At 67.0% G+C, this 25,897-nt stretch carries 21 protein-coding genes, 1 tRNA gene and 1 pseudogene; 7 read left to right on the forward strand and 16 right to left on the reverse strand.

All coding sequences use genetic code 11. The features are described from left to right. Positions 1 to 13: 13 nt before the first annotated feature. From ABZ412_RS09220 to ABZ412_RS09285, 14 genes and pseudogenes are all read right to left on the reverse strand, one after another. Positions 14 to 199 (reverse strand): annotated as a pseudogene (locus ABZ412_RS09220) (zinc ribbon domain-containing protein); the annotation flags it as partial. Beyond that, positions 196 to 1,356 carry an acyl-CoA dehydrogenase family protein gene (locus ABZ412_RS09225; protein WP_357278336.1) on the reverse strand — a complete coding sequence of 387 codons (1,161 nt, stop codon included), beginning with the start codon at positions 1,354 to 1,356 and terminating at the stop codon, positions 196 to 198. The gene ABZ412_RS09225 and the pseudogene ABZ412_RS09220, both read right to left, overlap by 4 nt. A 220-nt stretch (positions 1,357 to 1,576) precedes the next feature. Continuing rightward, the gene (locus ABZ412_RS09230; protein WP_357278339.1) at positions 1,577 to 2,470 is read right to left on the reverse strand and encodes an SDR family oxidoreductase; all 894 of its coding nucleotides are present in this window, start codon (positions 2,468 to 2,470) and stop codon (positions 1,577 to 1,579) included. A gap of 31 nt (positions 2,471 to 2,501) precedes the next feature. Further along, positions 2,502 to 2,978, reverse strand: a complete 477-nt coding sequence (locus ABZ412_RS09235; protein WP_357278341.1) for a nuclear transport factor 2 family protein — start codon at positions 2,976 to 2,978, stop codon at positions 2,502 to 2,504. Beyond that, positions 2,975 to 3,856: an LLM class F420-dependent oxidoreductase gene (locus ABZ412_RS09240; protein WP_357279009.1), complete on the reverse strand. Its 882-nt coding sequence runs from the start codon at positions 3,854 to 3,856 to the stop codon at positions 2,975 to 2,977. Before ABZ412_RS09240 ends, ABZ412_RS09235 begins: the two co-directional genes overlap by 4 nt. 111 nt (positions 3,857 to 3,967) lie before the next feature. Continuing rightward, positions 3,968 to 4,570: a TetR family transcriptional regulator gene (locus ABZ412_RS09245; RefSeq protein ID WP_357278344.1), complete on the reverse strand. Its 603-nt coding sequence runs from the start codon at positions 4,568 to 4,570 to the stop codon at positions 3,968 to 3,970. Between the two features lie 790 nt (positions 4,571 to 5,360). Continuing rightward, complete coding sequence (locus ABZ412_RS09250; RefSeq protein ID WP_357278346.1) at positions 5,361 to 6,602, reverse strand: lipase family protein; 1,242 nt, start codon at positions 6,600 to 6,602, stop codon at positions 5,361 to 5,363. Between the two features lie 197 nt (positions 6,603 to 6,799). Then, complete coding sequence (locus ABZ412_RS09255) at positions 6,800 to 7,369, reverse strand: STAS domain-containing protein (protein ID WP_357278348.1); 570 nt, start codon at positions 7,367 to 7,369, stop codon at positions 6,800 to 6,802. A 48-nt stretch (positions 7,370 to 7,417) separates the two neighbouring features. Continuing rightward, the gene (locus ABZ412_RS09260; RefSeq protein WP_357278350.1) at positions 7,418 to 8,581 is read right to left on the reverse strand and encodes an alkane 1-monooxygenase; all 1,164 of its coding nucleotides are present in this window, start codon (positions 8,579 to 8,581) and stop codon (positions 7,418 to 7,420) included. A gap of 240 nt (positions 8,582 to 8,821) precedes the next feature. Beyond that, positions 8,822 to 10,081: a lipase family protein gene (locus ABZ412_RS09265; protein ID WP_357278351.1), complete on the reverse strand. Its 1,260-nt coding sequence runs from the start codon at positions 10,079 to 10,081 to the stop codon at positions 8,822 to 8,824. 401 nt (positions 10,082 to 10,482) lie between these two features. After that, positions 10,483 to 10,554: transfer RNA gene (locus ABZ412_RS09270), tRNA-Val, on the reverse strand. 28 nt (positions 10,555 to 10,582) lie between these two features. Further along, positions 10,583 to 11,047, reverse strand: coding sequence for a peroxiredoxin (locus tag ABZ412_RS09275; protein ID WP_357278354.1), 465 nt, complete (start codon positions 11,045 to 11,047; stop codon positions 10,583 to 10,585). Positions 11,048 to 11,169: 122 nt separating this feature from the next. Next, a complete protein-coding gene (locus tag ABZ412_RS09280; RefSeq protein WP_357098200.1) occupies positions 11,170 to 11,592 on the reverse strand; it encodes a DUF3052 domain-containing protein in 423 nt (140 codons plus the stop codon). A gap of 186 nt (positions 11,593 to 11,778) precedes the next feature. Then, the gene (locus tag ABZ412_RS09285; protein WP_357278356.1) at positions 11,779 to 12,342 is read right to left on the reverse strand and encodes a hypothetical protein; all 564 of its coding nucleotides are present in this window, start codon (positions 12,340 to 12,342) and stop codon (positions 11,779 to 11,781) included. A 231-nt stretch (positions 12,343 to 12,573) separates the two neighbouring features. On the opposite strand from ABZ412_RS09285, the gene aceE reads away from it, so the two are divergent. From aceE to ABZ412_RS09315, 6 genes are all read left to right on the forward strand, one after another. Then, the gene (gene aceE, locus ABZ412_RS09290; protein WP_357278358.1) at positions 12,574 to 15,474 is read left to right on the forward strand and encodes a pyruvate dehydrogenase (acetyl-transferring), homodimeric type; all 2,901 of its coding nucleotides are present in this window, start codon (positions 12,574 to 12,576) and stop codon (positions 15,472 to 15,474) included. A 15-nt stretch (positions 15,475 to 15,489) separates the two neighbouring features. Beyond that, the gene (locus ABZ412_RS09295) at positions 15,490 to 16,821 is read left to right on the forward strand and encodes a helix-turn-helix domain-containing protein (protein ID WP_357278361.1); all 1,332 of its coding nucleotides are present in this window, start codon (positions 15,490 to 15,492) and stop codon (positions 16,819 to 16,821) included. 128 nt (positions 16,822 to 16,949) lie between these two features. After that, positions 16,950 to 17,864 carry an ACP S-malonyltransferase gene (locus ABZ412_RS09300; protein WP_357278363.1) on the forward strand — a complete coding sequence of 305 codons (915 nt, stop codon included), beginning with the start codon at positions 16,950 to 16,952 and terminating at the stop codon, positions 17,862 to 17,864. A gap of 96 nt (positions 17,865 to 17,960) precedes the next feature. Continuing rightward, complete coding sequence (gene acpM, locus ABZ412_RS09305) at positions 17,961 to 18,260, forward strand: meromycolate extension acyl carrier protein AcpM (RefSeq protein ID WP_357098105.1); 300 nt, start codon at positions 17,961 to 17,963, stop codon at positions 18,258 to 18,260. Positions 18,261 to 18,270: 10 nt separating this feature from the next. Next, the gene (locus tag ABZ412_RS09310) at positions 18,271 to 19,521 is read left to right on the forward strand and encodes a KasA/KasB family beta-ketoacyl-ACP synthase (protein WP_357278365.1); all 1,251 of its coding nucleotides are present in this window, start codon (positions 18,271 to 18,273) and stop codon (positions 19,519 to 19,521) included. 179 nt (positions 19,522 to 19,700) lie between these two features. Then, positions 19,701 to 21,131 carry a carboxyl transferase domain-containing protein gene (locus ABZ412_RS09315; protein WP_357278368.1) on the forward strand — a complete coding sequence of 477 codons (1,431 nt, stop codon included), beginning with the start codon at positions 19,701 to 19,703 and terminating at the stop codon, positions 21,129 to 21,131. Between the two features lie 76 nt (positions 21,132 to 21,207). Here ABZ412_RS09315 and ABZ412_RS09320 read toward each other — a convergent pair whose 3' ends face one another. Beyond that, the gene (locus ABZ412_RS09320; RefSeq protein ID WP_357278370.1) at positions 21,208 to 22,599 is read right to left on the reverse strand and encodes an FAD-binding oxidoreductase; all 1,392 of its coding nucleotides are present in this window, start codon (positions 22,597 to 22,599) and stop codon (positions 21,208 to 21,210) included. A 295-nt stretch (positions 22,600 to 22,894) separates the two neighbouring features. On the opposite strand from ABZ412_RS09320, the gene ABZ412_RS09325 reads away from it, so the two are divergent. Beyond that, positions 22,895 to 25,387, forward strand: coding sequence for a protein kinase (locus ABZ412_RS09325; RefSeq protein ID WP_357278372.1), 2,493 nt, complete (start codon positions 22,895 to 22,897; stop codon positions 25,385 to 25,387). Positions 25,388 to 25,448: 61 nt separating this feature from the next. On the opposite strand, the gene ABZ412_RS09330 is transcribed toward ABZ412_RS09325, so the two are convergent. Next, positions 25,449 to 25,868, reverse strand: coding sequence for a hypothetical protein (locus ABZ412_RS09330; protein ID WP_357278374.1), 420 nt, complete (start codon positions 25,866 to 25,868; stop codon positions 25,449 to 25,451). Between the last annotated feature and the right edge of the window lie 29 nt (positions 25,869 to 25,897).

Raw genomic sequence — 25,897 nt, forward strand, 5'->3', positions numbered from 1 at the left:
CGTCCCAGTCGAAGGACTGGCACCGCGGGCATTGGGGACCGGGTGGGTGCCGAAGTGTTCGGCACACCGCACAGCGTTGCACCAGAAGCTGATGCCGGCGTGCGGCTTCGAACCAGAACCGGTTGTCGAGGTTGATCGCCGGCCGCGGGCGGAGCTCGCGGGATTCTGCCCCAGTGCCGTCAGAGGATTCGTGGTTCATCGCGCACCTCGGGGCAGACCCAGGGCGCCGGTGGCGACCATGTCGCGCAGGACATCGTTGACTCCGCCGCCGAAGGTGTTGACGATGCCCTGCCGGGACAGCTGCTCGACCTGTCCGTGCAACGCGGCCCGGGCCGCCCCCGGGCGGAGCCGTCCACCGGCGCCGAGCACGAAACTCATCGACCGCTGCAGGTCGATATGGGTTTCGGTGCCGTAAACCTTTGCGGCGGCTGCCTTCTCGGGGCTCAGCGTGCCGTCGCCGACCTCGGCGGCGAGCCGGTGGTTCATCAGCCGCATCGCTTCCAGCCGCGCGTGGGTGCGCGCGAATTCGCGTCGTACCCAAGGTTGTTCGGCGGCGCCGCTGTCCTGGGCCCAGGCGAGGGTCTCCTCCCACAGCTGGATCATTCGGCCGCCGAGTGCGGCCAGCGCCACCCGTTCGTGGTTGAGCTGGGTGGTGATCAGCCGCCAGCCGCCATTGACCGCGCCGACGACGTCGGTCGCGGGGACACGGATGCCGGAGTAATAGGTAGCGGTCACGGTCATGCCGCCGACGGTGGTGATCGGGGTCCACGAGTAGCCGGGGTCGGCGCAGGGCACGATCAGGATCGAAATACCCTGATGCTTCGGGGCTTCGGGGTCGGTGCGGCAGGCCAGCCACACGTAGTCGGCGGTGTTGCCGCCGGTGGTGAAGATCTTGGCCCCATCGACCACGAACCCGTCACCGTCGGCTACCGCGCGAGTGCGCAGGGATGCGAGGTCGGTTCCCGCCTCGGATTCGGTGTAGCCGATCGCGAACACGATCTCGCCGCTGAGCATGCCCGGAAGGAACCTGGCCTTCTGCTCCTCGGTGCCGTACTGCATGAGTGCCGGGCCCACGGTATTGATGGTGACCAGGGGGAACGGCACTCCCGCCCGCTGGATTTCGTCATAGAAGATGAATTGCTCCTCGGCGGTCAACCCGCGGCCTCCGTACTCGGGCGGCCACCCGACGCCGAGCCATCCATCCCGGCCGAGCATGCGGGTCACCTCACGGAATCGCGGCCCGCCGGCGCCGGCCTCGGCGACCTCTCGACGTTGCGCCGGGGGCAGGAGTCGGGCGAAATACTCGCGCAGCTCTCTGCGCAGGGCCCGTTGCTGGGTAGTCTCTCGCAGATCCATGGGTCGTCATTCTGCTGTCGAGGCGAGAACGTGCAACCGGCCCTTCTGCTCACCGGGACAACGCATTTGGGGCCGTTCCCCGGCGAGAATCGCGCTATGGATGGGCGTTCGCGGACCATCGGCGAACGCCGGATGGGGCGGCGTCGTCGATGGTCGATCGACGGCGCCGCCCAAGGCGGTGTGTTGTGAAGTTTGCCGGCGGGGGAACCTACCGTCGCGTCTACGAGGTCAAGGATCTGGCGACGCGGGGGGCGCTGATCAAAGTCCCCAGGAGTGGGTCGGTCTCGGCGTGCGGCGCCGAGGCCAGCCATGCGATCACTCGCCCCGACGCGTCCGCGGGCGCCCCGGTGAAGCCGCTCGCCTTGATGTCGGCGGTGCCTCCCCGGGCGGCGCCCGATTCGGTGATCACGAATCCGGGCTCGATATTGAACGCGCGGATCCCGTCGCCGCGGTGCTCGGCGTTGATGGCGCCGGCCAGCCGACCGAAAGCCGCCTTCGCCGCCGAATAGCCCAGCCCCCAACCGCCTTCGCCGGGCGGGGCGGGGGGATCGACGACGGCTGAGCCCGAACACAGGTTGACGATCGTGCCGCCGCCGGAGTCGATCATCGCGGGCAGCAGCGCCTGGGTCAGGCGGATCTGCTCGATGAGGTTGGCTTCCAATGATTCACGCAGGTCATCGAGATCCAATTCGAGGAACCGCGCATGCGGCTTGTGCAGAATGGCGTTGTTGACCACCAGGTTCGGGGCTCCCCAGCAGTCCAGCAGCTCCGCTGCCGCCGCGGTCACCGAGGCCGGATCCGCCAGGTCCATCCGCAGTGGCAACGCACGCGCTTCCAGTGCTTCGATCTCCGCGCGGGTGGTGGCCAGACTGCCCGGCACCCCGAAGCTGATTTCCCCTTCCCGCGTAGTGCGGGCCGGCACGGTCCCTTCGCCCTCCACCACGGTGCGCGCGGTGAAGGCGACATCGAATCCGGAACCTGCCAGCACCAGCGCCGTGGCGCGGCCGATACCTCGGCTGGCGCCGGTCACGAGTGCTGTGGGACGAGACGAAGACATGGTGTGAAGCTCCTCGAGACAAGTGGAGACGAACGTCGTTGGGCGGCAGCTGATCACCGGCTCCGCGGCGGTGCGGGTTCGGCGACGCCTACCCCGTCGGGCCCGGTGCCCGCATCGCCGCCACCGGGCGGGATTCGATGAATGCCACATGCAGGCGGCGTCGCGCGAGCAACCAGCCGGCGGGGGTACTGCGGTAGAGGTCGCGGTAGATGATGTGCCAGACCAAATCGACGTCGCGGCCGTGGCGCCGGGTGAGGTGATGGGCGGTGCACGTGACCCTCCCGACAGCCGTTGCCGGTGTGGGCCCGGGATCGAAGACCGCGCCCACGATCGCATGGAATGTCACCGGCACGGCGGCCACGGCGACCAGTGCCGCGGTCACCGCGTCGATCCCGGCGTGGGCGACGACCGGGTCGAGCGCGGCCGGCGGATTCGGCAGCTCCAGCACCCCGTCACCGGTGAAAAGCGCTGCGGCCCTGGGAATATCGCGCTCGTCGATCGCATCCGCGTAGCGGTGGACGAGGTCCTGCAGGGCGTTTCGGTCGTGCGTGGTCAGCCCGGTCACGACAGACCCAGCCGTTGCGCGCAGGCCGACAGCTCGTCCATCGCCTGGTGCAGATCCGCTGTCGGGGTCGGTGCCAGCAGGAGCCGATCGGCGCCCTGTTCGGCCAGGCGGCCGGAACGGTCGAGATCGATACGGGAGACCAGGTGACCCAGCGACAATTCCAGCTCCGCGGGATCGCGACCGGCCTGGGTCGCTTCGTCGCGCATCAGCTCGACCAGCGCGGCCAACTGGTCACCGGCGACTCCCAGCGGTTGCAGCCCGGCGCCGTAGCGTCCCGCGCGGCGCGCCGCGGCCTTGGTGTGACCGCCCACGTGAATCGGCACACCGCCGGCCCGGACCGGCTTCGGATAGCACATCGCGGACTGGAAGCTGAAGAATTCACCCTTGTGGTCGACGCCGGTCGCGCCGGAATCGGCCCACAGTTTGGCGAGCACTTCCAGTTGCTCGTCGGCCCGTCGCCCGCGGGCCTCGAAGGGGGCTCCGCAGGCCTCGATCTCCTCCTTCATCCACCCCATACCGATACCGACCCGCAGCCGCCCGTTCGACAACCGATCGAGGGTGGCCAGCCGCTTGGCCAGCACCACGGGATGGTGATTGGGCAGCACGAGAACGCCGGTCGCCAAGCCGAGCGTCGTGGTCTGGCCCGCCAGAAATGCCAGAAGTTCCAGGGGATCGGGAATATCGCAGTCATCGGGGAGCTCCATTCTTCCCGACGACGCATACGGATAAACGCTGGAGTAATGGCTCATCACCACGGCGTGCTCGATGGCGACCAGAGATTCGAAGCCACACGCTTCCACATGCTTGGCGAAGCCGGACATCCAAGCAGGATCGGCGCTGGTGCCCGCGGCAGCCGGGGCGATGATCGCGTATTTCATGGACGGCGATGCTACGGAGCTGCGCGGCAACGCAAGTGGGAGCTTTTCGGTGAGCGAGACATCGCCGGCAGGGCCACGATCGACACCGGAGCCGCCCGCGGCACGATCACATCACGCCAGTTCCTCGATACCGCTCAGCAGCTTCCGGCACGCGACGCGCGTGTCCTCCTCGGCCTGCTCGGCGGTGATGTGATGGTTCAGCGCCGCATTGAGCACCCCGTACCAGGCCGCCTCGGTGATGCGCACCAGACGCGCTTGGGCGTCACTGGGGTGTTCGACCCCCAGCAGCTGCGTGATCAAGCCGCTGAACCGGTTGGTCACCACGCCACCGGCCTGGGCGACGGCAGCCAGATTCGACTGCAACATCGCGTGCGCGAGCAACGGTCGCGACAACAACTCCCGGCCGCCCTCGACCAGCAGATCACTGACCGCCTGCACCCGGTCGACGCCGGGCCGAGGCAGCGGGGTCGACTCGGCGAGATGCTTCACCCGGTCCGACAACAGCGCGTTGAACAGGTGCGTCTTGGACGGGAAATACCGATACAACGTGGCAATCGCCACCCCGGCATCCTTCGCCACATCATGCATCTGAACCCGCTCCAGCCCCTTCTCGGCCCCATGATGCGCCGCGGCACGCAGGATCGCCTGACGCCGCGACTCCTGCTCGGGCGAACTCGGCTGAGCCGGAAGCCGATCCTCCGCGATGCGTGGCACAGCGTCCCTCCCTCTGTGATGTCCTGCCGACGTTGTCGTCTCAGCCAAATTTACCCGCCGAGCACAACCGACCGTGCCATCGTGACCCCACCGTCCCCCCTGCCCAGGTCGAGATTCCGGTCAGCGGAAGCGCACGCGAATTCAGAGCACGCGCGGCGCGGTCCGATGAGGAGGAGTCGAAAGATGTTGGCGCGCTACGGAAGTGACCCCCACCGGCGCAAACAAGATCGCAGCTGATACACAGGTCCGCAGCATGACCTGGGTTTAGAAGGTGGGCGCAGAGGGTTTCGAACCCCCGACCGCTGGTGTGTAAAACCAGTTCTGGCGCGGTTGGGGCGAGCTTGAAGCCAGCAGCGAGGATCCGGCCGAGAATCGACACTGGCCAGCGCGATCAAATGATCAGCGCTGTGAACATCCGGGCGTCACCGCCGACAGCTTCAACTACCCGTCCGGTAACCGGCGAGGAAGCCGCCGACTGGCCCAGCGCTTCGGGCCAGACGATTGTTACGGTCTCGCGTGGACTCTATCGCACCTATCGAGACCGGCCCCAAACTGGGCCGGCATCAGGCCATCCCGACAAACGGGGGGCAGATGCTCTCCTCAAGCGGGTGTGCAGGTTCGAATCCTGCCGAGGGCACATTTATCCAGGTCAGAGCGTCGAGCTCGGCCGATCGCCCCGCCGGGGCGGGAAGCCGGAGCCGCCCGATCCCGTCTGCTCGGCCCGGTCCGGGCGACCTGCCAGGCCGCCCGGACCATGTGAGAACGCCGGCCGTGAAGTCACGGCAACCCGTCAACAGTTACTGGGTGCCGGCTCGCCGCGAACCCGGCCGTTGAGCCACGCCAGGACCTCAGGGGCACCCATCACCGCTCCCGACAGATGCTCGGGCGCGGGAACGTGCAGCGTCTGCACCGGAACGCCGGCCGCACACCACCGGTGGTTGGTGTTATCGATCGCTTGGACCGGAATCAGCGGGTCGCCCGGTGAATGCCATTCGAACACCGGTGTTTGCGGCACTTCGCCGAAGAGTTCCAAGCTGTTCTCCCTCAGCACCTCCCGGCCTTCACGGACGTTGAAGCTCGAGGCATCGGTCATCAATGCCCCCGCGCCCTCGCCGACGCCCTCGGCGAGGATCTGATTGGTGCAGTCATTGGCCATGGCATCGCGGATCGCCAAGCCACGCTGGTTGAGGTAGGAGCTGATCGGCAGTTGGCTCGGATATTCGCGCTCGAGTCCGATCGCCGCCGCCATGGCCAGCCCGAAGGCCGGGTGCGGGTCGTAGCCCAACGCCTCGACCATCGTCTCCAGGTTCATCGGGGCACCGCCGATGGCCGCGCCCGCGAGTTTCAGCTCCGGCGCGTACGACGGTTGGAGCGCCGCCGCCGCCCCGGTGGCCATGCCGCCGCCGGAGTAGCCGGCCAACGTAATCGGACTCTGCGGGGAAGCGAGTTCCGGGACCTGTTTCACCGCTCGGACGCCGTCCAGAACGATCCGGCCGCCCAGACGCGACGCGCCGAATGCGAAGTACGGACCGAGATGATCCGGCAGCGCGATGCTCCAGCCCTGCGCCAGTACCGCATTCAGAATCGACGCCGTCACCAAGAGATTCGGATCGTTGGAGTACAACATATGCGACACCGCGCAACGGGTGCCGAGCGCATTGATAAAGTGCTGATACGACATCAACGGCGCGTCGGGCTGGTGACCGATCGGAGTGAGGACCGTGGTGGTAGCCGCGATCGGCTCATCCTGGGAGTTGGTGGATCGGAATTGCACCAGAGTAACGGTGGCGCCGGGAAATACGGCCACCGGCGGCAGTTTCTGCGTGCGGAGCACATCACCGGGCCGATGTGCCGCCAGATCCGCCGGCGCGGCGTAGAACGGATCCGGATCGGGGATCGGATATATCGGATCCGCCGCAGCCGTCGTCGTCATCGACAATCCGAGAACCACACCACCCAGCGCAGCCACAACTTTCGCCGACCCGCTGCGGAGGAAAAAAGGAAACCGAGCAAGCACGTGTCTGACCTCCATGAATAGTTCACGTCGTTCGACAAGCCAGTCCGAGTTCTGACGCGACTATATAGGCCAACTTCCAGCAACACATCAAAATACGCGTTTGTGTCATTGATCAGCCAACAGTTCTGCCCGAGACCGGGATTCACCTGCTCGCCTGCCCGACGCCGGCCACCCGATCAACGAGCCCTCGCGCCTGCGCAACCCGAGGACCCCTAATCTCGTAGGGCGCACAGGTCATTCATAGACATCCCCGAATTGGCAATGCCGACACGAGGGGCAATCCCATAACGACACGCGGTGGGCCGACGTGAGTTCGGCGTTTCATCCACTGATTCACAAAAGCCGTTAACCCTGCGTATAGCCTGGACACCCGATTCGAGATGCCCTGGGTCCCTCACAATCACAGGAAGGATCGGAAAAGGACTGCTTGGATTGGCCGCAGCCTTGACTGGAACCCTCATCATGGTCGGCGGAGACGCCACGAACTCGGTGCTGGGCGCAGAGGGGATCGAACCCCCGACCGCTGGTGTGTAAAACCAGTGCGGCGGGCGTCCGCCCACAGTGCCGCCAGGGCTGGCCCTGGCGGGACTGTCGCGCGACCACCCCGCACCGCCCGGGGCGCAGATGCCGGCCACGCCGAAGAATGTCACCGCGGTCAGGTCGACGACGGTCGTTTCTCCGATGGCGATGCTGTCGAACAGCGCCTTCCGCAACATCGAGGCGGCCCGGACATCGATCTCGCCGCTGACGGTGCAGACGTGGATGTCGTCGGGGGTGGTCATGATCGAGGTGGTCAGCAGAGCAGGGTTGGGGTCTTACCGGGTCCCGAGTCAACGGTGGCCGGCATACCAGAGCGCAGGGAGTGGGAAGCGGCGTGCGGCTTCTGGTTTGGTGTTCATGAGGGACTGGTCGCCGCCGTAGTGCTCGAGGACGCGGTGGTCCATGACTGCGCGCCAGAGTGGAGGAACGACGGCGAGCAGGATCATGGTGGCGTATCCGGCCGGGAGTTGTGGTGCCTGTTCGGAGCTGCGCAGGGTTTGGTAGCGGCGGCCTGGGTTGGCGTGATGGTCGCTGTGGCGTTGGAGGTGGAACAGCAAGATGTTCGTGACGAGGCGATCACTGTTCCAGCTGTCGCGGGGGGAGCACCGTTCGTACTTGCCGTTGGCGCGGCGCGGGCGCAGCAGTCCGTAGTGCTCGATGTAGTTGACGGTTTCCAACAGGCCGGCGCCCAGCATTGCCTGCACTACGAGATACGGAATCAAGCCGGGGCCGAACATGAGGATCAGAGTGCCCCACAGGGCAACGGACATCATCCAGGCCTGCAAGAGCTGATTGTCTAGGCTGAGCCAACGTTTTCGTTTGCGGTGCAGTCGTTCCCGCTCCAGGTTCAGGGCGGAGCGGAAGCCACCCATCGCGCTGCGTGGTAGGAATCCCCACAGGGACTCGCCGAAGCGGGCACTGGCCGGATCTTCGGGCGTCGCCACGCGCACGTGATGGCCGCGATTGTGTTCGACGAAGAAGTGCCCATAACACGATTGTGCCAGTGCAACTTTCGCGAGCCAGCGCTCCAGGTGTTCGGCCCGGTGCCCCAGTTCATGGGCGGCATTGATGCCGATCCCCGACACGAACCCGAGCGTCACAGCCAATCCGAGCTTGTCGGCTACGCTTAGCTCGGGACTTGCCCACAAATATCCTGCCACGAACAGCCCGGTGAACTGCAGCGGCAGAAAAAGAAACGTACACCACCGGTAATACCGGTCCTCGGACAACGACTGGTAGTCCTCGTCGCGTGGATTGCTCCCGTCATCGCCGACCGAGAGATCCAGCAGTGGGATCAGGCCCAGCACGAAAACCGGACCGATCCACCAGAATATGGGGAGCCCGGTGCGGGCTACCAATTGCGACGGAACCACAGCGCACGACGGAGCGATCAGCCCCAGAATCCATAGGTACCGCTTGGGGTCGCGCGCCCTCGAATCCTGAAAAATTGACATGTGTGTGCCTTCTTGATCCAACGGAACAACACTTGGGTCGAAAGTGTGTGCGGTCGAAATCGTTTGGGCCCAAACCTTGATCCAGGCTAGCGGTTTCCACCGCGAATTCTGCTGGAACTGCCAAAAATACGGACTGACCGGGCAAATCAACCTTGTGCTCGAACGCGTGATGCCCGGTAGCCGGATCGGCAAGAGCACCGAATCGCAGCTACCGGGCATCGTGGCCCGAACGTCACAGGTTCAGGGCAGCGCCCAGCAGTTGTTCGGGGCGGGCACGCCGGCGAGCCGATCGGTCACCCACTGCTGTGAGACTGCCAGCGCCGGGAAAAAGGCCATCACATGCGTTCCCACCATGCCGGAGACGGAGGGGATCTCGGCGTTGGCGTCGAGCTGGACAGGCACTCCGTTACCACACCACGCCGCCGCCATCGCCCGCACCGGCGCGTACGGCGCCCCTTCGTCGTTCAAGGCCGAGGCGGTGAGGACCGGTACCGACGGGGAAAGCGTGCCGAGGCGCTGTTCGGCGAAGGCCGATTGCAGCGCGGGGTTCCGATCGATGACCACGGTGATCGGATCGCCGCTGGTAGTCCATTCGGAGGTGCTCGGATGTGCCTGGGCCAAGCCGATCGGGACAGCGCATTTGCCCAGAGATTCGTACAGGATCGCCTTACCGGTGTCATTCAGCTCGGCGTCGAGGATCGGGCGGGTTTCGGGATAGTCGGCGGCAATGCCGTTGAGGATCCACGCGGTGGCAGGTGCCATCAAGGATCGTCCGTCGTTGTACCCGATGAAGTACTCGTCATCGACCACCGGACCGCCTACGTAGGCACCGCGGACATTCAGCTCCGGCGCGTAGCTCGACTGGAGCTCGGCCGCTCCCGCAGAGGCCATCCCGCCCTGGGAGTATCCGTAGAGAGCGACCGGCGTACCGGGGTTGAGGCCGCTGCCGGGTAATTGCACCGCGGCGCGCGCCGCATCCAGCAGGGCGTAGGCCTGTGCCTTGCGATTGAGGTAGTCGTGCACGTCAGGGGTACCGAGCCCGTGATAGTCGGTGACCACCACCGCCATTCCGCGGATGAGCAGGGACGTGATCGCCAGCAGGTCGTATTCGAATGTGATGTCGGCCGGAGGCTGGTATTGCACGATCTGCGTCATCAGTTTCGACGGCGCGCATTGGTCGCCCTGGCCCTTCGTACCTCCCGCATACGCGATCAACGGGCGCTCGCCTGGGCCGGTCCACGGCACAGTCGGCTGCAGGTAGGTGCCCACGACCGCCGTCGGCGCATCGTGGGTATCGCTGCTGACGTACATCAGCCGCGTCGCAGCGGCCGGAACGACGCCCGGCATTCCCGGCGCGGAGAGAGCCACCTGCGCCGGTTCCGCGCGCACGATGGCTCCCGGTACGGGCGGCAGCGGTGGCGGCAGGTAGAAGTCGTCCCCTGCTGCGACGGGTTCTGCCCTGGCGAGTAGCGCCGTGTTCGCGGCACCCCCTCCGATCATGATGAGAGTTCCTGTCAAAGCTGCTGCCAGTCCAAACAGTCGGCTCCGCAATTTCTCTTCCGATCCTTCCTGCGATGTGAGGGACCAGGGCATCGAATCGGGTGTTGAGGCTATAAAGGCTATACGCCGGTTTATCGAATCCTTGTGAACTAGCGGAAGAAACGCCGAATTCTCAACCATCTACGGCGATTCGACGGCGTATCGCTGCGTGGCCGCCGGCGGTGCAGGTGTCGGACGATGTCCCCGAAAGACCACGATGTCGGCAGGCGCCGAGCGCTCGGTGTCGAGTGGGCATGGGACAAGGCCGACCGACGGCCGAAGCCTCCCAAGGACTTCGAGCGGCGAGTCATCCCTATCGGTGAATCGATGACGACCGAGGCCGTGACCTGCTTCTCCAAGAGTGGGCGCAGAGGGTTTCGAACCCCCGACCGCTGGTGTGTAAAACCAGAGCTCTACCACTGAGCTATACGCCCTGATCGCCCGAACATGCCGGGCGACGGGTTATGAATCTAATGTGGCGAGGGCTTTTTCCCAAGCCTGCTGGTCACGGGGCTCGCCGGGGCCGTTCATTTCGGCGAAGCGGATGATGCCGTCCTTGTCGACGACGAAGGTGCCGCGGTTGGGGTAGCCGGATTTGGCGTTGAAGACGCCGTAGGCCTGGGCTACCTCGCCGTGGGGCCAGAAGTCGGAGAGCAGGGGGAAGGTGTAGCCCTGTTCGGCTGCCCAGATCTTGTGGGTGGGCGGAGGGCCTACGGAGATGGCGAGGATTTCCGCGTTGTCGTTCTGGAACTTGGGGAGTTCGTCGCGGACCTTGCACAGTTCGCCCTGGCAGATGCCGGTGAAGGCGAGGGGGTAGAAGACGATGAGGACGTTCTTCTCACCGCGGAAGCTCGACAGGGTGACTTCCTGGTTGTTCTGGTCCTTCAACGTGAAGTCCGGTGCGAGCGTACCGATCTCGAGCGGCATGCGTTCCCCTCCATCCTGATGTGGCGACGCAGCGTGCGACGCGGCGCCGCGTGCGACCCGGCGGATCGGACGAGCCGATCCACCGGGTGCACCCGGTTCACCGAAAACCTTAGTGGAAGGCCTCAGCGCTGCTTGGAGGGTGTCTTGGGCTGGGTGAGCTTGGTGCCCGTCCAGGTGCCCAGGGAGACCGGAGTGGTCGAGGTGAGGCCGGCGGGGGTGGCCGACTCGGCGATCTCACTCGGATCGACATGGCCGGATTGACCGGTCTTGGGTGTGAGCACCCACACGACGCCGTCGTCGGCGAGCGGGGTGATCACATTGAGCAGTTCATCGACCAGGTCGCCGTCACCGTCCCGCCACCAGAGCAGCACGACGTCGACTACCTCATCGGTGTCCTCGTCGAGCAGCTCGGATCCGGTGGCCTCTTCGATGTCGGAGCGAAGCGCGTCGTCGGCGTCTTCGTCCCAGCCCAGTTCCTGAACCACCATGTCGTGTGAAATGCCAAGCTTCTGAGCGTAGTTCTGCGCGTCCGCCGCGGCGACCACGGTGGTGTCCTCCTCAATTCCCGACAATAGGTAGTTGCAAGCGAACATGGTAAAAGCCCCCAGCGCAAGCCGATCGGCCGAAATCGCACCCTAAATGTCGTATGTGAGACCGCCGGGGCTCAGCGGACAGCCCGCTCACACCCCCTCCGACCTGGTCGATCGATCGGGCTCGAGCGGGACCGGCGTTCAGACCGGACAGGCGTTGCGAACCGCGGTCAACGTGTCGTTGACCTTCCGGCTCGCGTCGTTCAACGGCGCAACGGAGGAATTGGCGGTCAGCTTCCGCACCGACGCCGCCAGATCCCGGGCCGCGGACACGTAGTCGGTGAACTTCTGCGCCACCTCCGGCGCCAGGTCCGGCCCCGACGCGGTCACCTGAGCCTCGACCGTCTTGGCCGCGTCCTCGAGCGCCTGGGCCGCGGTGTCGCGCTTGGCGTTCTTGTCGGCCGCGCTCACGTCGTTCGCGTCGTGCGCGTCCACGAACTCGTTGTAACGGTCGACCTGGGTGCCGGTGGTCTTGCGGAACGGACCGCAGTTGTCCGCGGTCGCCTTCACCTTCGCCGCGGCCGCCTTCGAGGAGCTGGCCGCCGCCGCCGAGGTGGCCGCGTCGGCCTTGTACGACGACACCTGAACCTGATTCGCCGTCGGGGTACCCTCGACCGTGTTCGTGCACCCGGCCAGCGCCAGTCCGGCCGCCACCGCCGCGGACGCGCACAGCAATCCGAACCCCCTCGGGTTCAGCAGCTTCACTCGGTTCCTCCCCGATCCAGCCCGGAAGTGATGGAACCAATCGCGAGCGGCGCGGTTCCCAGCGCCACCGTACTGGATTTCCGGCTGACATGATGACCTGGGCCGCATCATCGGCAAGGATGTGAGATGCGCCCCAACCAATCGTTAACGGGTACGCCGCGCACCAACGGCTACCCGGGGTATTGACGCCACACCAGATGTCCCACCCCATGTGTACGAGGAGCAATCGTCTTGACCGACTTGATGCACCCTACGTCGTCGAACTCCACCAACGGGTCACAGGAACCCCAGGGCGGATCGGCACGCAAAAGCCCGGCGGGGGGCCGGGTTCGAGTGATTCGCGAGGGGGTGGCGTCATACCTGCCGGACATCGACCCGGAGGAGACCAGCGAATGGCTCGACTCCTTCGACGAAATGCTGACCCGCGAGGGCCCCGGCCGCGCCCGCTACCTCATGCTGCGCCTGCTGGAGCGCGCCGGTGAACGCCACGTCGCGATCCCCGCGCTGACCTCCACCGACTACGTCAACACCATTCCCACCGAGAACGAGCCGTGGTTCCCCGGCGACGAGGAAGTGGAGCGCCGCTTCCGCGCCTACATCCGCTGGAACGCCGCCATCATGGTGCACCGCGCCCAGCGCCCGGGAATCGGTGTGGGCGGCCACATTTCGACCTACGCGTCCTCGGCGGCGCTCTACGAGGTCGGCTTCAACCACTTCTTCCGCGGCAAGGACCACGCCGGCGGCGGCGACCAGGTGTTCATCCAGGGCCACGCCTCCCCCGGCATCTACGCCCGCGCGTTCCTCGAGGGCCGGTTGTCCGAGGATCAGATGGACGGCTTCCGCCAGGAGTACAGCCACGGCGGGCCCGGCGCGGGCCTCTCGTCGTACCCGCACCCGCGCCTGATGCCGGACTTCTGGGAATTCCCCACGGTCTCCATGGGTCTGGGCCCGATGAACGCCATCTATCAGGCCCGCTTCAATCACTACCTGCACGACCGCGGCCTCAAGGACACCTCCGATCAGCACGTGTGGGCGTTCCTCGGCGACGGCGAGATGGACGAGCCGGAGTCGCGCGGCCTGATCCAGGTGGCCGCCAACGAGGGCCTCGACAACCTGACCTTCGTCATCAACTGCAACCTGCAGCGCCTCGACGGCCCGGTCCGCGGCAACGGCAAGATCATTCAGGAGCTGGAGTCGTTCTTCCGCGGCGCCGGCTGGAACGTCATCAAGGTGGTGTGGGGCCGCGAGTGGGACTCGCTGCTGCAGGCCGACCGCGACGGCGCGCTGGTCAACCTGATGAACACCACCCCCGACGGCGACTACCAGACCTACAAGGCCAATGACGGCGCCTACGTGCGCGAGCACTTCTTCGGCCGCGACCCGCGCACCAAGGAACTGGTGAAGGGCCTGTCGGACTCCGAGGTCTGGAACCTCAAGCGCGGCGGTCACGACTACCGCAAGATCTACGCCGCCTACGCGGCGGCCATGGCGCACAAGGGCCAGCCGACGGTCATCCTCGCCAAGACCATCAAGGGGTACGGCCTGGGCAAGCACTTCGAGGCCCGCAACGCCACCCATCAGATGAAGAAGATGACCCTCGACGATCTGAAGGCGTTCCGCGACGTGCAGCGCATTCCGATCACCGACGCCGAGCTCGAGGCGAATCCGTACCTGCCGCCGTACTACCACCCCGGCATGGACGCCCCCGAGATCCAGTACATGATGGCCCGCCGCGGCCAGCTCGGCGGTTTCGTCCCCGAGCGCCGCACCATGTCCAAGCCCCTGCAACTTCCGGGCGACGAGGCCTACCGTTCGGTCCGCAAGGGTTCGGGCAAGCAGAGCGTGGCCACCACCATGGCCTTCGTGCGCCTGATGAAGGAGCTGTTGCGCGACAAGGAGATCGGCAAGCGCATCGTCCCGATCATCCCCGACGAGGCCCGCACCTTCGGTATGGACTCGTGGTTCCCTTCGTTGAAGATCTACAACCGCAACGGCCAGTTGTACACATCGGTCGACGCGGAATTGATGCTCGCCTACAAAGAGTCGAGCGTCGGCCAGATCCTGCACGAGGGCATCAACGAGGCCGGTTCGACCGCCAGCTTCACCGCGGTCGGCACCTCGTACTCGACGCACGGCGAGCCGATGATCCCGCTCTACATCTTCTATTCGATGTTCGGCTTCCAGCGCACCGGCGACGGCCTGTGGGCGGCCGCGGATCAGATGGCCCGCGGTTTCGTGCTCGGAGCAACCGCCGGGCGAACCACACTGACCGGTGAGGGCCTGCAGCACAACGACGGTCATTCGCTGCTGCTGGCGTCCACCAACCCCGCCTGCGTCGCCTACGACCCGGCCTTCTCCTTCGAGATCGCCCACATCGTGCGCGACGGCATGCGCCGCATGTACGGCGGCGGCGTGGCCACCGGGTACCAGGAGGCGCTGCCGGGCACCGATCCCGAATCGCACTCGGTGCACCACGAGTTCGGCGGCGAGGACATCTTCTACTACATCACCCTCTACAACGAGCCGTATGTACAGCCGGCCGAGCCGGAGAGCATCGACGTCGAGGGCCTGCTGAAGGGCATCTACCTCTATCAGCCCGGTTCGGCGGGAATCCTGCGCGCGAACATCCTGGTCGCGGGCGTCACCATGCCCGACGGCCTGCGCGCCCAGGAGATGCTGGCCCAGGACTGGAACGTGCAGGCCGATGTCTACTCGGTGACCTCGTGGGGCGAGCTCCGCAAGGAGGCGCTGTCCAAGGAGATCGCGAAACTGCGCCACCCCGACCAGGATCAGGGCCTGCCGTACATCACCGAGGTGCTGTCCAAGGCGCAGGGACCGTTCGTGGCGGCCTCGGACTGGATGCGCGCGGTGCCCGATCAGATCCGCCAGTGGGTGCCGGGCGAGTACATCACCCTGGGCACGGACGGTTTCGGTTTCTCCGACACCCGCCCGGCCGCGCGCCGCGTCTTCAATGTGGATGCCGCGTCCATCGTGGTGGCCGCGCTGCAGGGACTGGCCAATCAGGGCCGGATCGCGCAGGCGACGGTGGCCGAGGCGGCCCGCCGGTACGGCGTCGACGACGTGAACGCCGCGCCGAAGGCGGCACCCGGTACCGAAGGCGGCGACGCATAGCCGAACATAAGAACTGTGGAACGTAAACCGCCGAGGCCGCGCCGGATAAACGAAGAGGGCACCTCCTCCCACGAGGTCTATCTTCCGACCGGCGCGCTCTCCCCGAATCGGCAGACGCGCGACCCGCTTCCGGACACCCTCCTGAAACGGGTCAAGCAGTTCTCCGGTCGCCTGTCGACCGAGGCCGTGGCCTCGATGCAGGATCGGTTGCCGTTCTTCGCCAATCTGGACGCCGCCCAGCGGGCCGGGGTGCAGATGCTGGTGCAGACGGCGGTGGTGAACTTCCTGGAATGGCTACAGGACCCGGAGTCCGACATCCGGTTCAGTCTCGATGCCTTCCAGGTGATTCCGGACGATCTGGCGCGGCGGCTGACGCTGCGCCAGACCGTCGACATGGTCCGCGTGGCCATGGAGTTCTTCGAACAGTGGCTGCCGGCGCTGGCCCGCAATGACCGGCAGCTGGTGGCGTTGACCGAGGCGGTGCTGCGCTACGGGCGTGAGCTCGGGTTCGCCGCCGCCTCGGTGTACGCCTCGGCCGCGGAGTCGCGCGGCGCGTGGGACACCCGATTGGAAGCCTTGGTCGTCGACGCCGTGGTGCGCGGCGACAACGGCCCGGAGATGCTCTCCCGCGCGTCCACCCTCAATTGGGATGCGACGGCACCGGCCACGGTCCTCGTCGGCACTCCGCCCAAGGATCAGGTGGCCGTTGTCAGTTCCGTACATGCGGTGGCCGCCCGGCACGGCCGTAACGCGCTCGCCGTGGTGCAGGGTTCGCGGCTGGTAATGGTAGTCAGCGGACATCTCGGGGACCCGATGTATCCGTCGCAGTTCCTGGCGGATCTGCTGGCGGATGCCTTCAGTGAGGGCCCGGTGGTGATCGGCCCGACCATGCGCGCACTGTCCGCGGCGCACGTGAGTTCGGTGGAGGCGATGGCCGGGATGGAGGCCGTGGTGGGCTGGCGGGGAGCCCCCCGACCAGTGCACGCGTCCGAATTGTTGCCCGAACGTGCCCTGCTCGGGGACCGCGCCGCCATCGACGCCCTGAACGAGCTTCTCGTGCTACCGTTGGCCGCCGCCAGCGCCGATTTGTCGGACACGCTGGACGCGTATCTGGATTGCGGTGGAGCCGTCGAAACCTGCGCCCGCCAGCTGTTCGTTCATCCAAACACGGTGCGCTATCGCCTCAAGCGGATCGGCGACATCACAGGTCGGGACCCGATGAATCCGCGCGATGCCTATGTGTTACGTATCGCGGCCACAGTAGGCCGGCTGACACGAACCCGTAACGAATCACCCACTCCTGCCACTGATATGACTCCCGTCACAGAGCCCAAGGATGGGGTGTAACGAGATTCGGGGATCGGGCGATCCGGGCAACCCACATGGTCTTTTGTGGACTCCTCACAAAACTGCCAACGAAGCTTCATTCGCGCCGACATCTCGTGAGAGCCGCCTCACAGTGTTTTCTTAAACCCGTGATCGCATTGCTCACGCCCGGACAGGGCTCACAGACACCCGGCATGCTCACCTCATGGCTGGAGCTTCCCGGCGCCGCGGACCGCGTCGCGCTGTGGGGCAAGGCCGCGGGGCTGGACCTGCTGCGGTTGGGCACGACTGCGACCGCCGAGGAAATCGTCGACACGGCTGTCACCCAGCCGCTCGTCGTCGCGGCCGCCCTGCTGGCTTTCGCCGAAATCCCGCAGGATTCACTGCCCGCCGATACAGTCGTCGCCGGACACTCGGTCGGTGAGTTCGCCGCCGCCGTCGTCGCCGGAGTCATCTCCGCCGACGACGCGGTCACCCTGGCCGCCATCCGCGGTGCGGAGATGGCCAAGGCGTGTGCGCTCGAGCCGACCGGAATGTCCGCGGTGCTCGGCGGTGACGAAGCGGAGGTTCTCGCTCGCCTCGAGGAACTCGGCCTGGTTCCGGCCAACCGCAATGCGGTGGGTCAGATCGTGGCCGCGGGTAAGCTCGAGGCGCTCGAAGCCCTGGCCGCGAACCCGCCCGAAAAGGCCCGCGTCCGTGCTCTGCCGGTCGCCGGCGCCTTCCATACCGCGTTCATGGCACCCGCCCAGGACGCGGTGGCGGAGGCCATCGCCCAGATCGTCCCGAACGAGCCGGTCCGGACCCTGCTGTCGAACTTCGACGGACAGCCGGTCAGCTCGGGCAAGGATGCGATCGACAAGCTCGCTGCTCAGGTCACGCGCCCCGTGCGTTGGGACCTGTGCACCGAAACGATCCGTGCGGCAGGGGTTTCCGCGGTGGCAGAGTTGCCGCCGGCGGGCACCCTGGTCGGCATCGCCAAGCGGGAGCTCAAGGGCACCCCGAACCTGGCGCTGAAGACCCCCGCGGATCTCCCCGCGCTCGCCGAGCTGACTTCAGCAAGCTAGCTTGGCTGGCGGCCCGCTCCCATCAACGGCGATGGAGCAAACCGGGTCGCAAACAATGAATCCCCACCCCTCTACAGAAGATAAGGAGCCACCACAGTGGCCGCTCTGACCCAGGAACAGATCGTCGAAGAGCTCGGTAAGATCATCGAAGAGGTGACCGGTATCGAGCCCTCCGAGGTCACCATCGAGAAGTCCTTCGTCGACGACCTGGACATCGACTCGCTGTCGATGGTCGAGATCGCCGTCCAGACCGAGGACAAGTACGGCGTCAAGATCCCGGACGAGGACCTGGCGAGCCTGAAGACCGTCGGCGACGCGGTGGCGTACATCCAGAAGCTCGAGGCCGAGAACTCCGAGGCTGCCGAGGCCCTCAAGGCCAAGCACCAGGGCGAGTAGGACCGACACCGTGACCACTCCTTCCACCTTGAACGGGAACTTTCCCAACGTCGTCGTAACGAGCATGGCGGCGACCACGTCGATCGCCGGTGACGTCGATGCGACGTGGAAGGGCCTCCTCAATGGCGAGAGCGGCATCGAGACGCTCGAGGACGACTTCATTGCGGAGTACGACCTTCCGGTTCGTATCGGCGGCCACCTGAAGGTGTCGCCGGACACCCTGCTCGAGCGGGTCGAGATCCGCCGCATGGCGTATGTCGAGCGACTGGCCACCGTGCTCGGTCGTGAGGTCTGGAAGAACGCCGGCACCCCCGAGGTCGACCCGCTGCGGCTGGGTGTGGCCATCGGTACCGGTCTCGGCGGCGGCGACGCGCTGATCGATTCGGTGGACAAGCTGAAGAACGGTGGCTACCGCAAGGTTTCGCCGCTGGCCGTTCAGATGGTCATGCCGAACGGTCCGTCCGCCGTGGTCGGCCTCGAGCTCAAGGCCCGCGCGGGAGTGGTCACTCCGGTCTCGGCCTGCTCGTCGGGTTCGGAGGCCATCGCCAACGCCTGGCGGATGATCGTCATGGGTGACGCCGACATGGTGGTCACCGGCGGTGTCGAGGGCTTCATCGACTCGATTCCGATCGCCGCGTTCTCCATGATGCGGGCCATGTCGACTCGCAACGACGATCCGAAGGGCGCCTCGCGTCCCTTCGACAAGGATCGCGACGGCTTCGTCTTCGGCGAAGCGGGCGCGCTCATGGTCCTCGAGACCGAGGAGCACGCCAAGGCTCGTGGCGCCACCATCCACGCCCGCCTCATGGGCGCGGGTATCACCTCCGACGGGTTCCACCTCGTGGCTCCCGATCCGGAGGGCAGCGGTGCGGCTCGCGCCATGCAGCGCGCGATGCAGACCGCGGGTCTGTCCGCTTCGGACATCACCCACGTGAACGCTCACGCGACCGCCACCCCCGTGGGTGACACCGCGGAGGCCAACGCGATTCACAAGGCCGGCGTCAAGCACGCCTCGGTCTACGCACCCAAGTCGGCCCTGGGCCACTCGATCGGCGCCGTCGGCGCACTCGAGTCGATTCTCACGGTGCTCAGCATCCGGGACGGTGTCGTCCCTCCGACGCTGAACCTCGAGAACCAGGATCCGGCGATCGATCTGGACGTCGTGCACGGCACAGCGCGCCATCAGGACATCCAGTACGCGATCAACAACTCCTTCGGTTTCGGTGGGCACAATGTCGCGCTCGCCTTCGGCCGGTACTGACGCGCAGTTTTCACGATCAACCGTCTAGACGAACCGCGCACTTCTAGAACCGGTCAGTAAGACAAGCGGTCCCGGCAGGGGATTTTCGGATCGAGATCCCAACCTTGATCCCCTGCCGGGATTTCGACATTTCGCAGCCGCTCTCAGCGACCGCATTTTCCTCATGAGGAGAGTTTGCGATGACCATCATGGCCCCCGCACACGCGGACACCACGACCGATCCCCGTGACCCGCTGGGTCGGTTGCAGCGCTTCTTCGATCCCGGAACCGTTCTCCCGCTCCACCCCCGCGACAAGTCCGGCGTGCTCGCCGCCATCGGTGAGATCGACGGTGTCCGCACCGTCGCCTACTGCTCCGATGCGACCGTGATGGGCGGCGCCATGGGCGTCGAGGGGTGCAAGCACATCGTCGATGCGATCGATACCGCCATCGACTCCAAGATTCCCGTTGTGGGCCTGTGGCATTCGGGCGGGGCGCGACTGGCGGAGGGCGTCGAGGCCCTGCACGCCGTCGGCCTGGTCTTCGAGGCCATGGTCCGCGCGTCCGGTCAGGTCCCGCAGATCTCCGTGGTGCTCGGCTTCGCCGCCGGTGGCGCGGCCTACGGCCCGGCGCTGACCGACATCGTCATCATGGCTCCGGAAGGCCGGGTCTTCGTGACCGGTCCGGACATCGTGAAGACGGTGACCGGTGAGAGCGTCGACATGGAGACCCTGGGCGGCCCGGTCACCCACGGCAAGAAGTCCGGCGTCTGCCACATCGTCGCCGATGACGAGCAGGACGCGATGCACCGTGCGCGCCGCCTGGTCTCGATGTTCGCCGAGCAGGGCGAATTCGACCTGGCCGCCGCCGCGCACGGCGATGTCGACCTCAAGGCCATGATGCCGGAGTCGGCCAAGCGCGCCTACGACGTCAAGCCGATCATCAACGAGCTGCTCGACAATGTCGACGGCGAAAGCACTTTCGAGGAACTGCAGGGCGGGTACGCCCGGTCCATGGTGGTCGGTCTGGGCCGCCTCGGCGGCCGCACCGTCGGCGTGCTGGCCAACAACCCGATCCGTCTGGGCGGCTGCCTCAACTCCGAAAGCGCCGAGAAGGCTTCGCGTTTCGTGCGCCTGTGCAACGCGTTCGGCATCCCGCTGATCGTCCTCACCGACGTGCCGGGCTACCTGCCGGGCGTCTCGCAGGAGTTCGAGGGCGTGGTGCGCCGCGGCGCGAAGCTGCTGCACGCGTTCGCCGAGGCCCGCGTCCCGCGCGTCACCCTGGTGACCCGCAAGATCTACGGCGGCGCCTACATCGCCATGAACGCCCGCTCGCTGGGTGCGACGGCCGTGTACGCGTGGCCGGGTTCCGAAGTCGCGGTCATGGGCGCCAAGGCCGCCGTCGGCATCCTGCACAAGAAGGCTCTCGCGGCCGCCCCCGAGGAGGAGCGCGAGGCCATGCTGGAGCGGCTCACCGAGGAGCACGAGCGGATCGCGGGCGGCGTCGAGCGCGCCATGGCGATCGGGGTCGTGGACGAGGTCGTCGACCCGGCCAAGACCCGCTCCACCATTGCCGCCGCGCTGGCCGCCGCGCCGTCGCGGCCGCAGCACAACAAGAACATTCCGCTGTAATTCGTTACGCGGCAACGCAAAGCGGGCGGTCTCCTCGGAGACCGCCCGCTTTGCGTTGCGAGGGAACCGATCCGGGTCAGACCGGAGGAATGTTCGCGTTGTGGTGGAAGACGTTGTCCGGATCCCACTCGGCCTTCAGGGCGGTGAGGCGGGAGTACTTCTCGCCGTAGGATTCCTGGAGACGGGCGGGGTCGTCGTCCACGAGGAAGTTGACGTAGCTCGCCGAGGAATTGGCGTACGGGCGCAAGGCATCCCAGAAATCGCGGGTCCACTGCCGTTCCGACGCGAAATCGGCCGGGTCCGGGGTGATGGCGCTGATGTTGATGGCCCAGCAGGGGTTGCGGGAACCGCTGAATGCCGTTGTGTCCTCGTGGGTTTCGCTGTAGCGGCCGCGTAGCGGGAAGATCGGGACCAGGGTCAGCGGGGAGCGGCGCCGCGGGAAGGTGCTGATCAATGTAGCCAGGCAGGCATCCGACAGATCGTCGACGTAGAGGGACTTCTCGTACGCGTGCAGTCCGGGCGGGGCGGACTCGTCGAACATCTGCTGCAGCGCGGTGTACGGGAGCGGGGTGACCAGCTCCCAGGCCGGGGGCGGGGCGGCATCACGCAGCGGCTTGACGATGGCCTCGAGCTCCTCCGGATCAGCGAAACCGGCCACCGCCACCACGAATCCCGGCTGCCCCTGATAGTGCTCGGGCACGAACGGGGCGGGCGGCGCGCTGACCGCCATGATCACACCGCCGTACCCCTTGGGCAGGCCGGCGATGAGTTCACGCCCGGCGGCCAGACCCTCGGCGGCGTGCTCGGGAGTCCAGCACAACATGGCTAGCTGGGCCAGCGCCGGGACGTCGTGCAGGGCGAAGGTGAGGGTGGTGACGATGCCGAAATTGCCTCCGCCGCCACGCAATCCCCACAGCAGTTCGGCGTTCTCACGCGGTGAGGCGACCACGACGCGGCCGTCGGCGGTGACGACCTCGGCGGCGACCAGGTTGTCGCAGGTCAGGCCGCAGCGCATGGTGAGCCAGCCCATGCCGCCGCCCAGGGTCAGGCCGCCGACACCCGTGGTGGAGATGAAGCCGCCGGTGACGCCCAAGCCGTGCGCGGAGGTCGCGGCGTCGGCCTGCGCCCAGGTCGCGCCGCCGCCGATGTGCGCGAGTTCGGCGTCGGTGTCGACGGTGACCGAATCGAGGGCTCGCAGGTCGATCATCATGGCGTTGTCGGCGACCGCGTGGCCCGCGTAGTTGTGGCCGCCGCCGCGCACGGTGATCTCGAGGTTGTACTGCCGCGCGGCCAGCACGGCGGCCGCGACACCCGCCGCGGAGGCGGGGCGGACGATGACGGCGGGGCGGCGGTCGATGCCGCCGTTCCAGACTTGACGGGCCGTGTCGTAGTCGGGGTCGGCGGGCGTGATCACCACCCCGTCGACGGCCGAGCGCAGTCCCTCGATATCGATTTCCGCAGTGGTCATGGTCCGCTCCTCAAAGGTGTCGGTCTGCCTCCGTGGCGAAATTCAGGCTGCGCTGTACGGGTTCCACAGCACATCGGTCATTCGCCCTATTGAACGCCGCCGCTCGGGTGTCCGGAAGTACGCAGGAGACGCGGAACGGGTTCATGGGCCGGAGCGCGCCGAAATGGTCGGCGAGTCGTCCATGGCGCGTGTCCCGCTGGTGCGGCGGGCCGGGTGGCCAATCGCCGGGCGGGGGGCCGATGGCCGGGCGTATGGTGACCTGGCTGGCATTGGGGTGACTGGCGGAGGCGGCGGTATGCGGCTCGATCCGGGGGCGGAATTCTCGGGGTTCACGATCGAGCGAACGCTCGGCACGGGCGGCATGGGGGTCGTGTATCTGGCCCGCAATCCGCCGCTGAACCGGCTGGTCGCGCTGAAGGTGCTCGGTGAGCTGATCGCCGCGGACACCCGCGGGCGGGCCCGTTTCGAACGGGAGGCGGCGCTCGCGGCCCGCCTGGAGCACCCCAACATCGTGGCCGTCTACGACCACGCGGCCTCCGACGCCGACCTGCCGTGGATCAGCATGAAATACGTCGGCGGCGGCGATGTGGCGCAGCGGATGACCGAGCGCGGCGGCCCCCTCTCCGACGACCACGCGGTCCGCATCCTCACCGACGCCGCCCGCGCGCTGGACTACGCCCACCGCCACGGCATCCTGCACCGCGACGTGAAGCCCGGCAACATCCTCCTCGACGACGACCCCGCCCACCCCGGCACGGACCGAAAGCGCGCCGTGCTCACCGATTTCGGCATCGCCCGCGCCCTCGATGACACTCTCACCCTGACCGGCACCGCCGCGACCTTCGCCTACGCCGCCCCCGAACGCTTCCACGGCGCCACCGCCGACCACCGCGCCGACATCTACTCCCTCGGCTGCACCTTCTACGAACTCCTCACCGCCCGTCAGCCGTTCCCGCACACCGACCAGGCCGCCGTCATCGCCGCCCACCTCAACACTCTCCCGCCCCGCCCCACCGACATCCGCCCCGAACTTCCCTCCGGCATCAACGACGTCATAGCCATAGCCCTCGCCAAGAACCCCGCCGACCGCTACCCCACCTGCGCCGCCCTGGCCGAAGCCGCCACCCAGATCCTCACCCGATCCCGCCCCGCAAACCCCCGCACCGCCCCAACCCTCGCCACCGCACCCCACCCCGAACTCGTCGACACCCTCCCCGCCGCCTCCGCCTCGACCCCCGAGCCCGATCTCCGCACGGCGAGAAGCGCCGAATCCACCGGCACTCCATCCGGTTCCGCCGATCCCGATGCGTTGACCGGCATCCCCGAATCGATCCGAGCAGCCCTCGACAGCCCCCACCCGGAGATCCGTCGCGGCGCAGTACATGCCCTGAGCAGCCGCCTCTCATCGATCGACCGGCCTCAAGCCGATGCCGCCCGAAAAGCCCTGCACTACATAGCACTCCACGACAACCCCGCCGTCGCTTCCTACGCCCGCGAGGTCCTGGGCGGAGCCTCGACCATGGACAGCCCGCGCATGCCCGGCAGCGGCCCGAGGCGCGACCATCCGCAGCCCGCGACGCTCGCCGAAATGTCCGGAGCCACACCGGCCGTTCGGGGCACGGACCACCCGGATCCATTGTCGAGCAGGCAATTCGGCGGAGCGCCGGGATCGCACGGCGAACCCGACCCTCTCCGCGATCGCGAAGGCCCAGCGGGAGCGGGAGACGTAGCCCGGCACAGCCGGCTTCGGCGGGCTGACTCCGGTCGCGCGAACCATGGCGACGCGGGGCGAAATCCGATTCCTGGCGAGCAGAACAGCATCCGAACCGGACCGCGGGCCGAAGCGATCCCGAAGGGTGAGGACACGGTCGCGGCGGCAGGGTCTCCCCAGAGGGCGCGACGACGCGAGGCGAAGCAGCGTGCGCGACCGGACCGTGGGCTCGCGGGTCGGCGGGGCATGGTCGCCGGTGTCACCACCGCGCTGTCCGGAGTTGCGGCGCTGGTCGCGGGTGGCGTGTTGCTGGACAGTCGGCATATGCCCTTCGCCGATTCCTCCGAGTACGACGCGGCGTACCGGTTCGATGACGTTCTCGCGCACGGTTCCTGGTATCTGGCGGCCGTGACCTGGCTGTCGGTCATCGCAGGGCTGTTCACGTTCTTCCCACGGCCCCATCGGACCACGCGGCAGGCACTGGTGGCGGGGTTCGCCTCGACCAGTCCGTGGGGCGCCATCGTCATCGCCCGGCTGGAGGGTTGGATCGCCTCGGATCGCCCGGGGTTCGCGACGTCCACCGGCGCTCACTTCGCGTTGAACGCGCACCTGCTCCTGGGTCTGGCGGGGCTGCTGGCCGCGGCGACAGTGCTCCTCGGCGCGCCTCGATTCGAATTCCGGTGGCCGAGTGGCAGATGCGCGATCGCGACGGCGGCTCTGGCGGTGTCGGGTTGTGTGCTGCTGAGTGCCGTCCTCGTGTTGTCCACCATCACCCCGCCGATCCTGCGCACGGATTTCCTCTGGCAGTTCGCTTCGGCGGCAGTCCTCGCTCTGGCTCCGGCCGCACTGTCGGCTCTCCATCCGCGACGGCTCGCCATCCTGCTCACCCTCGGTTGCGTGGCAGGTGAAGCGGTGGTCAGCGTTCTGCTCATCACTCAGTCGGTGTCGATCGGCGACAGCACTGCCGAGCATTGGATTCTCGCCCTACCCGTGCTGTTCTCGACGACGCTGCTCGCCTTGGGCGTGGTCAATGCGGCCGAGCTGGTCCGCACCGGCGATAACCAGCGATCGGCGTGATCCGTCCGGTCGAAACAGTGCGGTCGCACCGGCGAGTGGTGCGCGAATCCGTTGACCGGGTTCAGGACTGGAGTCGGACCCTGTCGGCGGATTCGTTCTGGCTGGCGCATTCCTGGTACGGGTTGGGGTTGCCCGCGCGTTCGCCGCAGACCCAGCGGATGGTGGCGACGGTGACGGCGATGTCGCCGCTGGATTGTTTGGCGCGTTGGTCGGCGTAGGCGCCCGCCACGGAGAGGGCGGTGGGGCAGAAGTCGTTGCCCTTGGCGGTGGAGGCGACGACGGCGAGTCCCCAGGGGCCGGTGCCGCACTGGACGGCGTCGTGGCCGGCGGCCGGGAAGGCGGCGGCGGAGGTGGCGGGTTTGACGGCGCTGCTGGTGGCGTCCGAAGAACTGTTGCTGGTGGCGTCGTTGCAGGCGGTCAGGGTGAGGGCCGTGGTGATGACGGCCAGTGCCGTGCCCGCGATCTGCGCTGTGGTCCGCACGAATCCTCCTCGTCGGCTGCCCCTCCCCT

It is taken from the genome of Nocardia sp. NPDC005746 (assembly GCF_040630785.1).
Taxonomy (GTDB): Bacteria; Actinomycetota; Actinomycetes; order Mycobacteriales; family Mycobacteriaceae; genus Nocardia.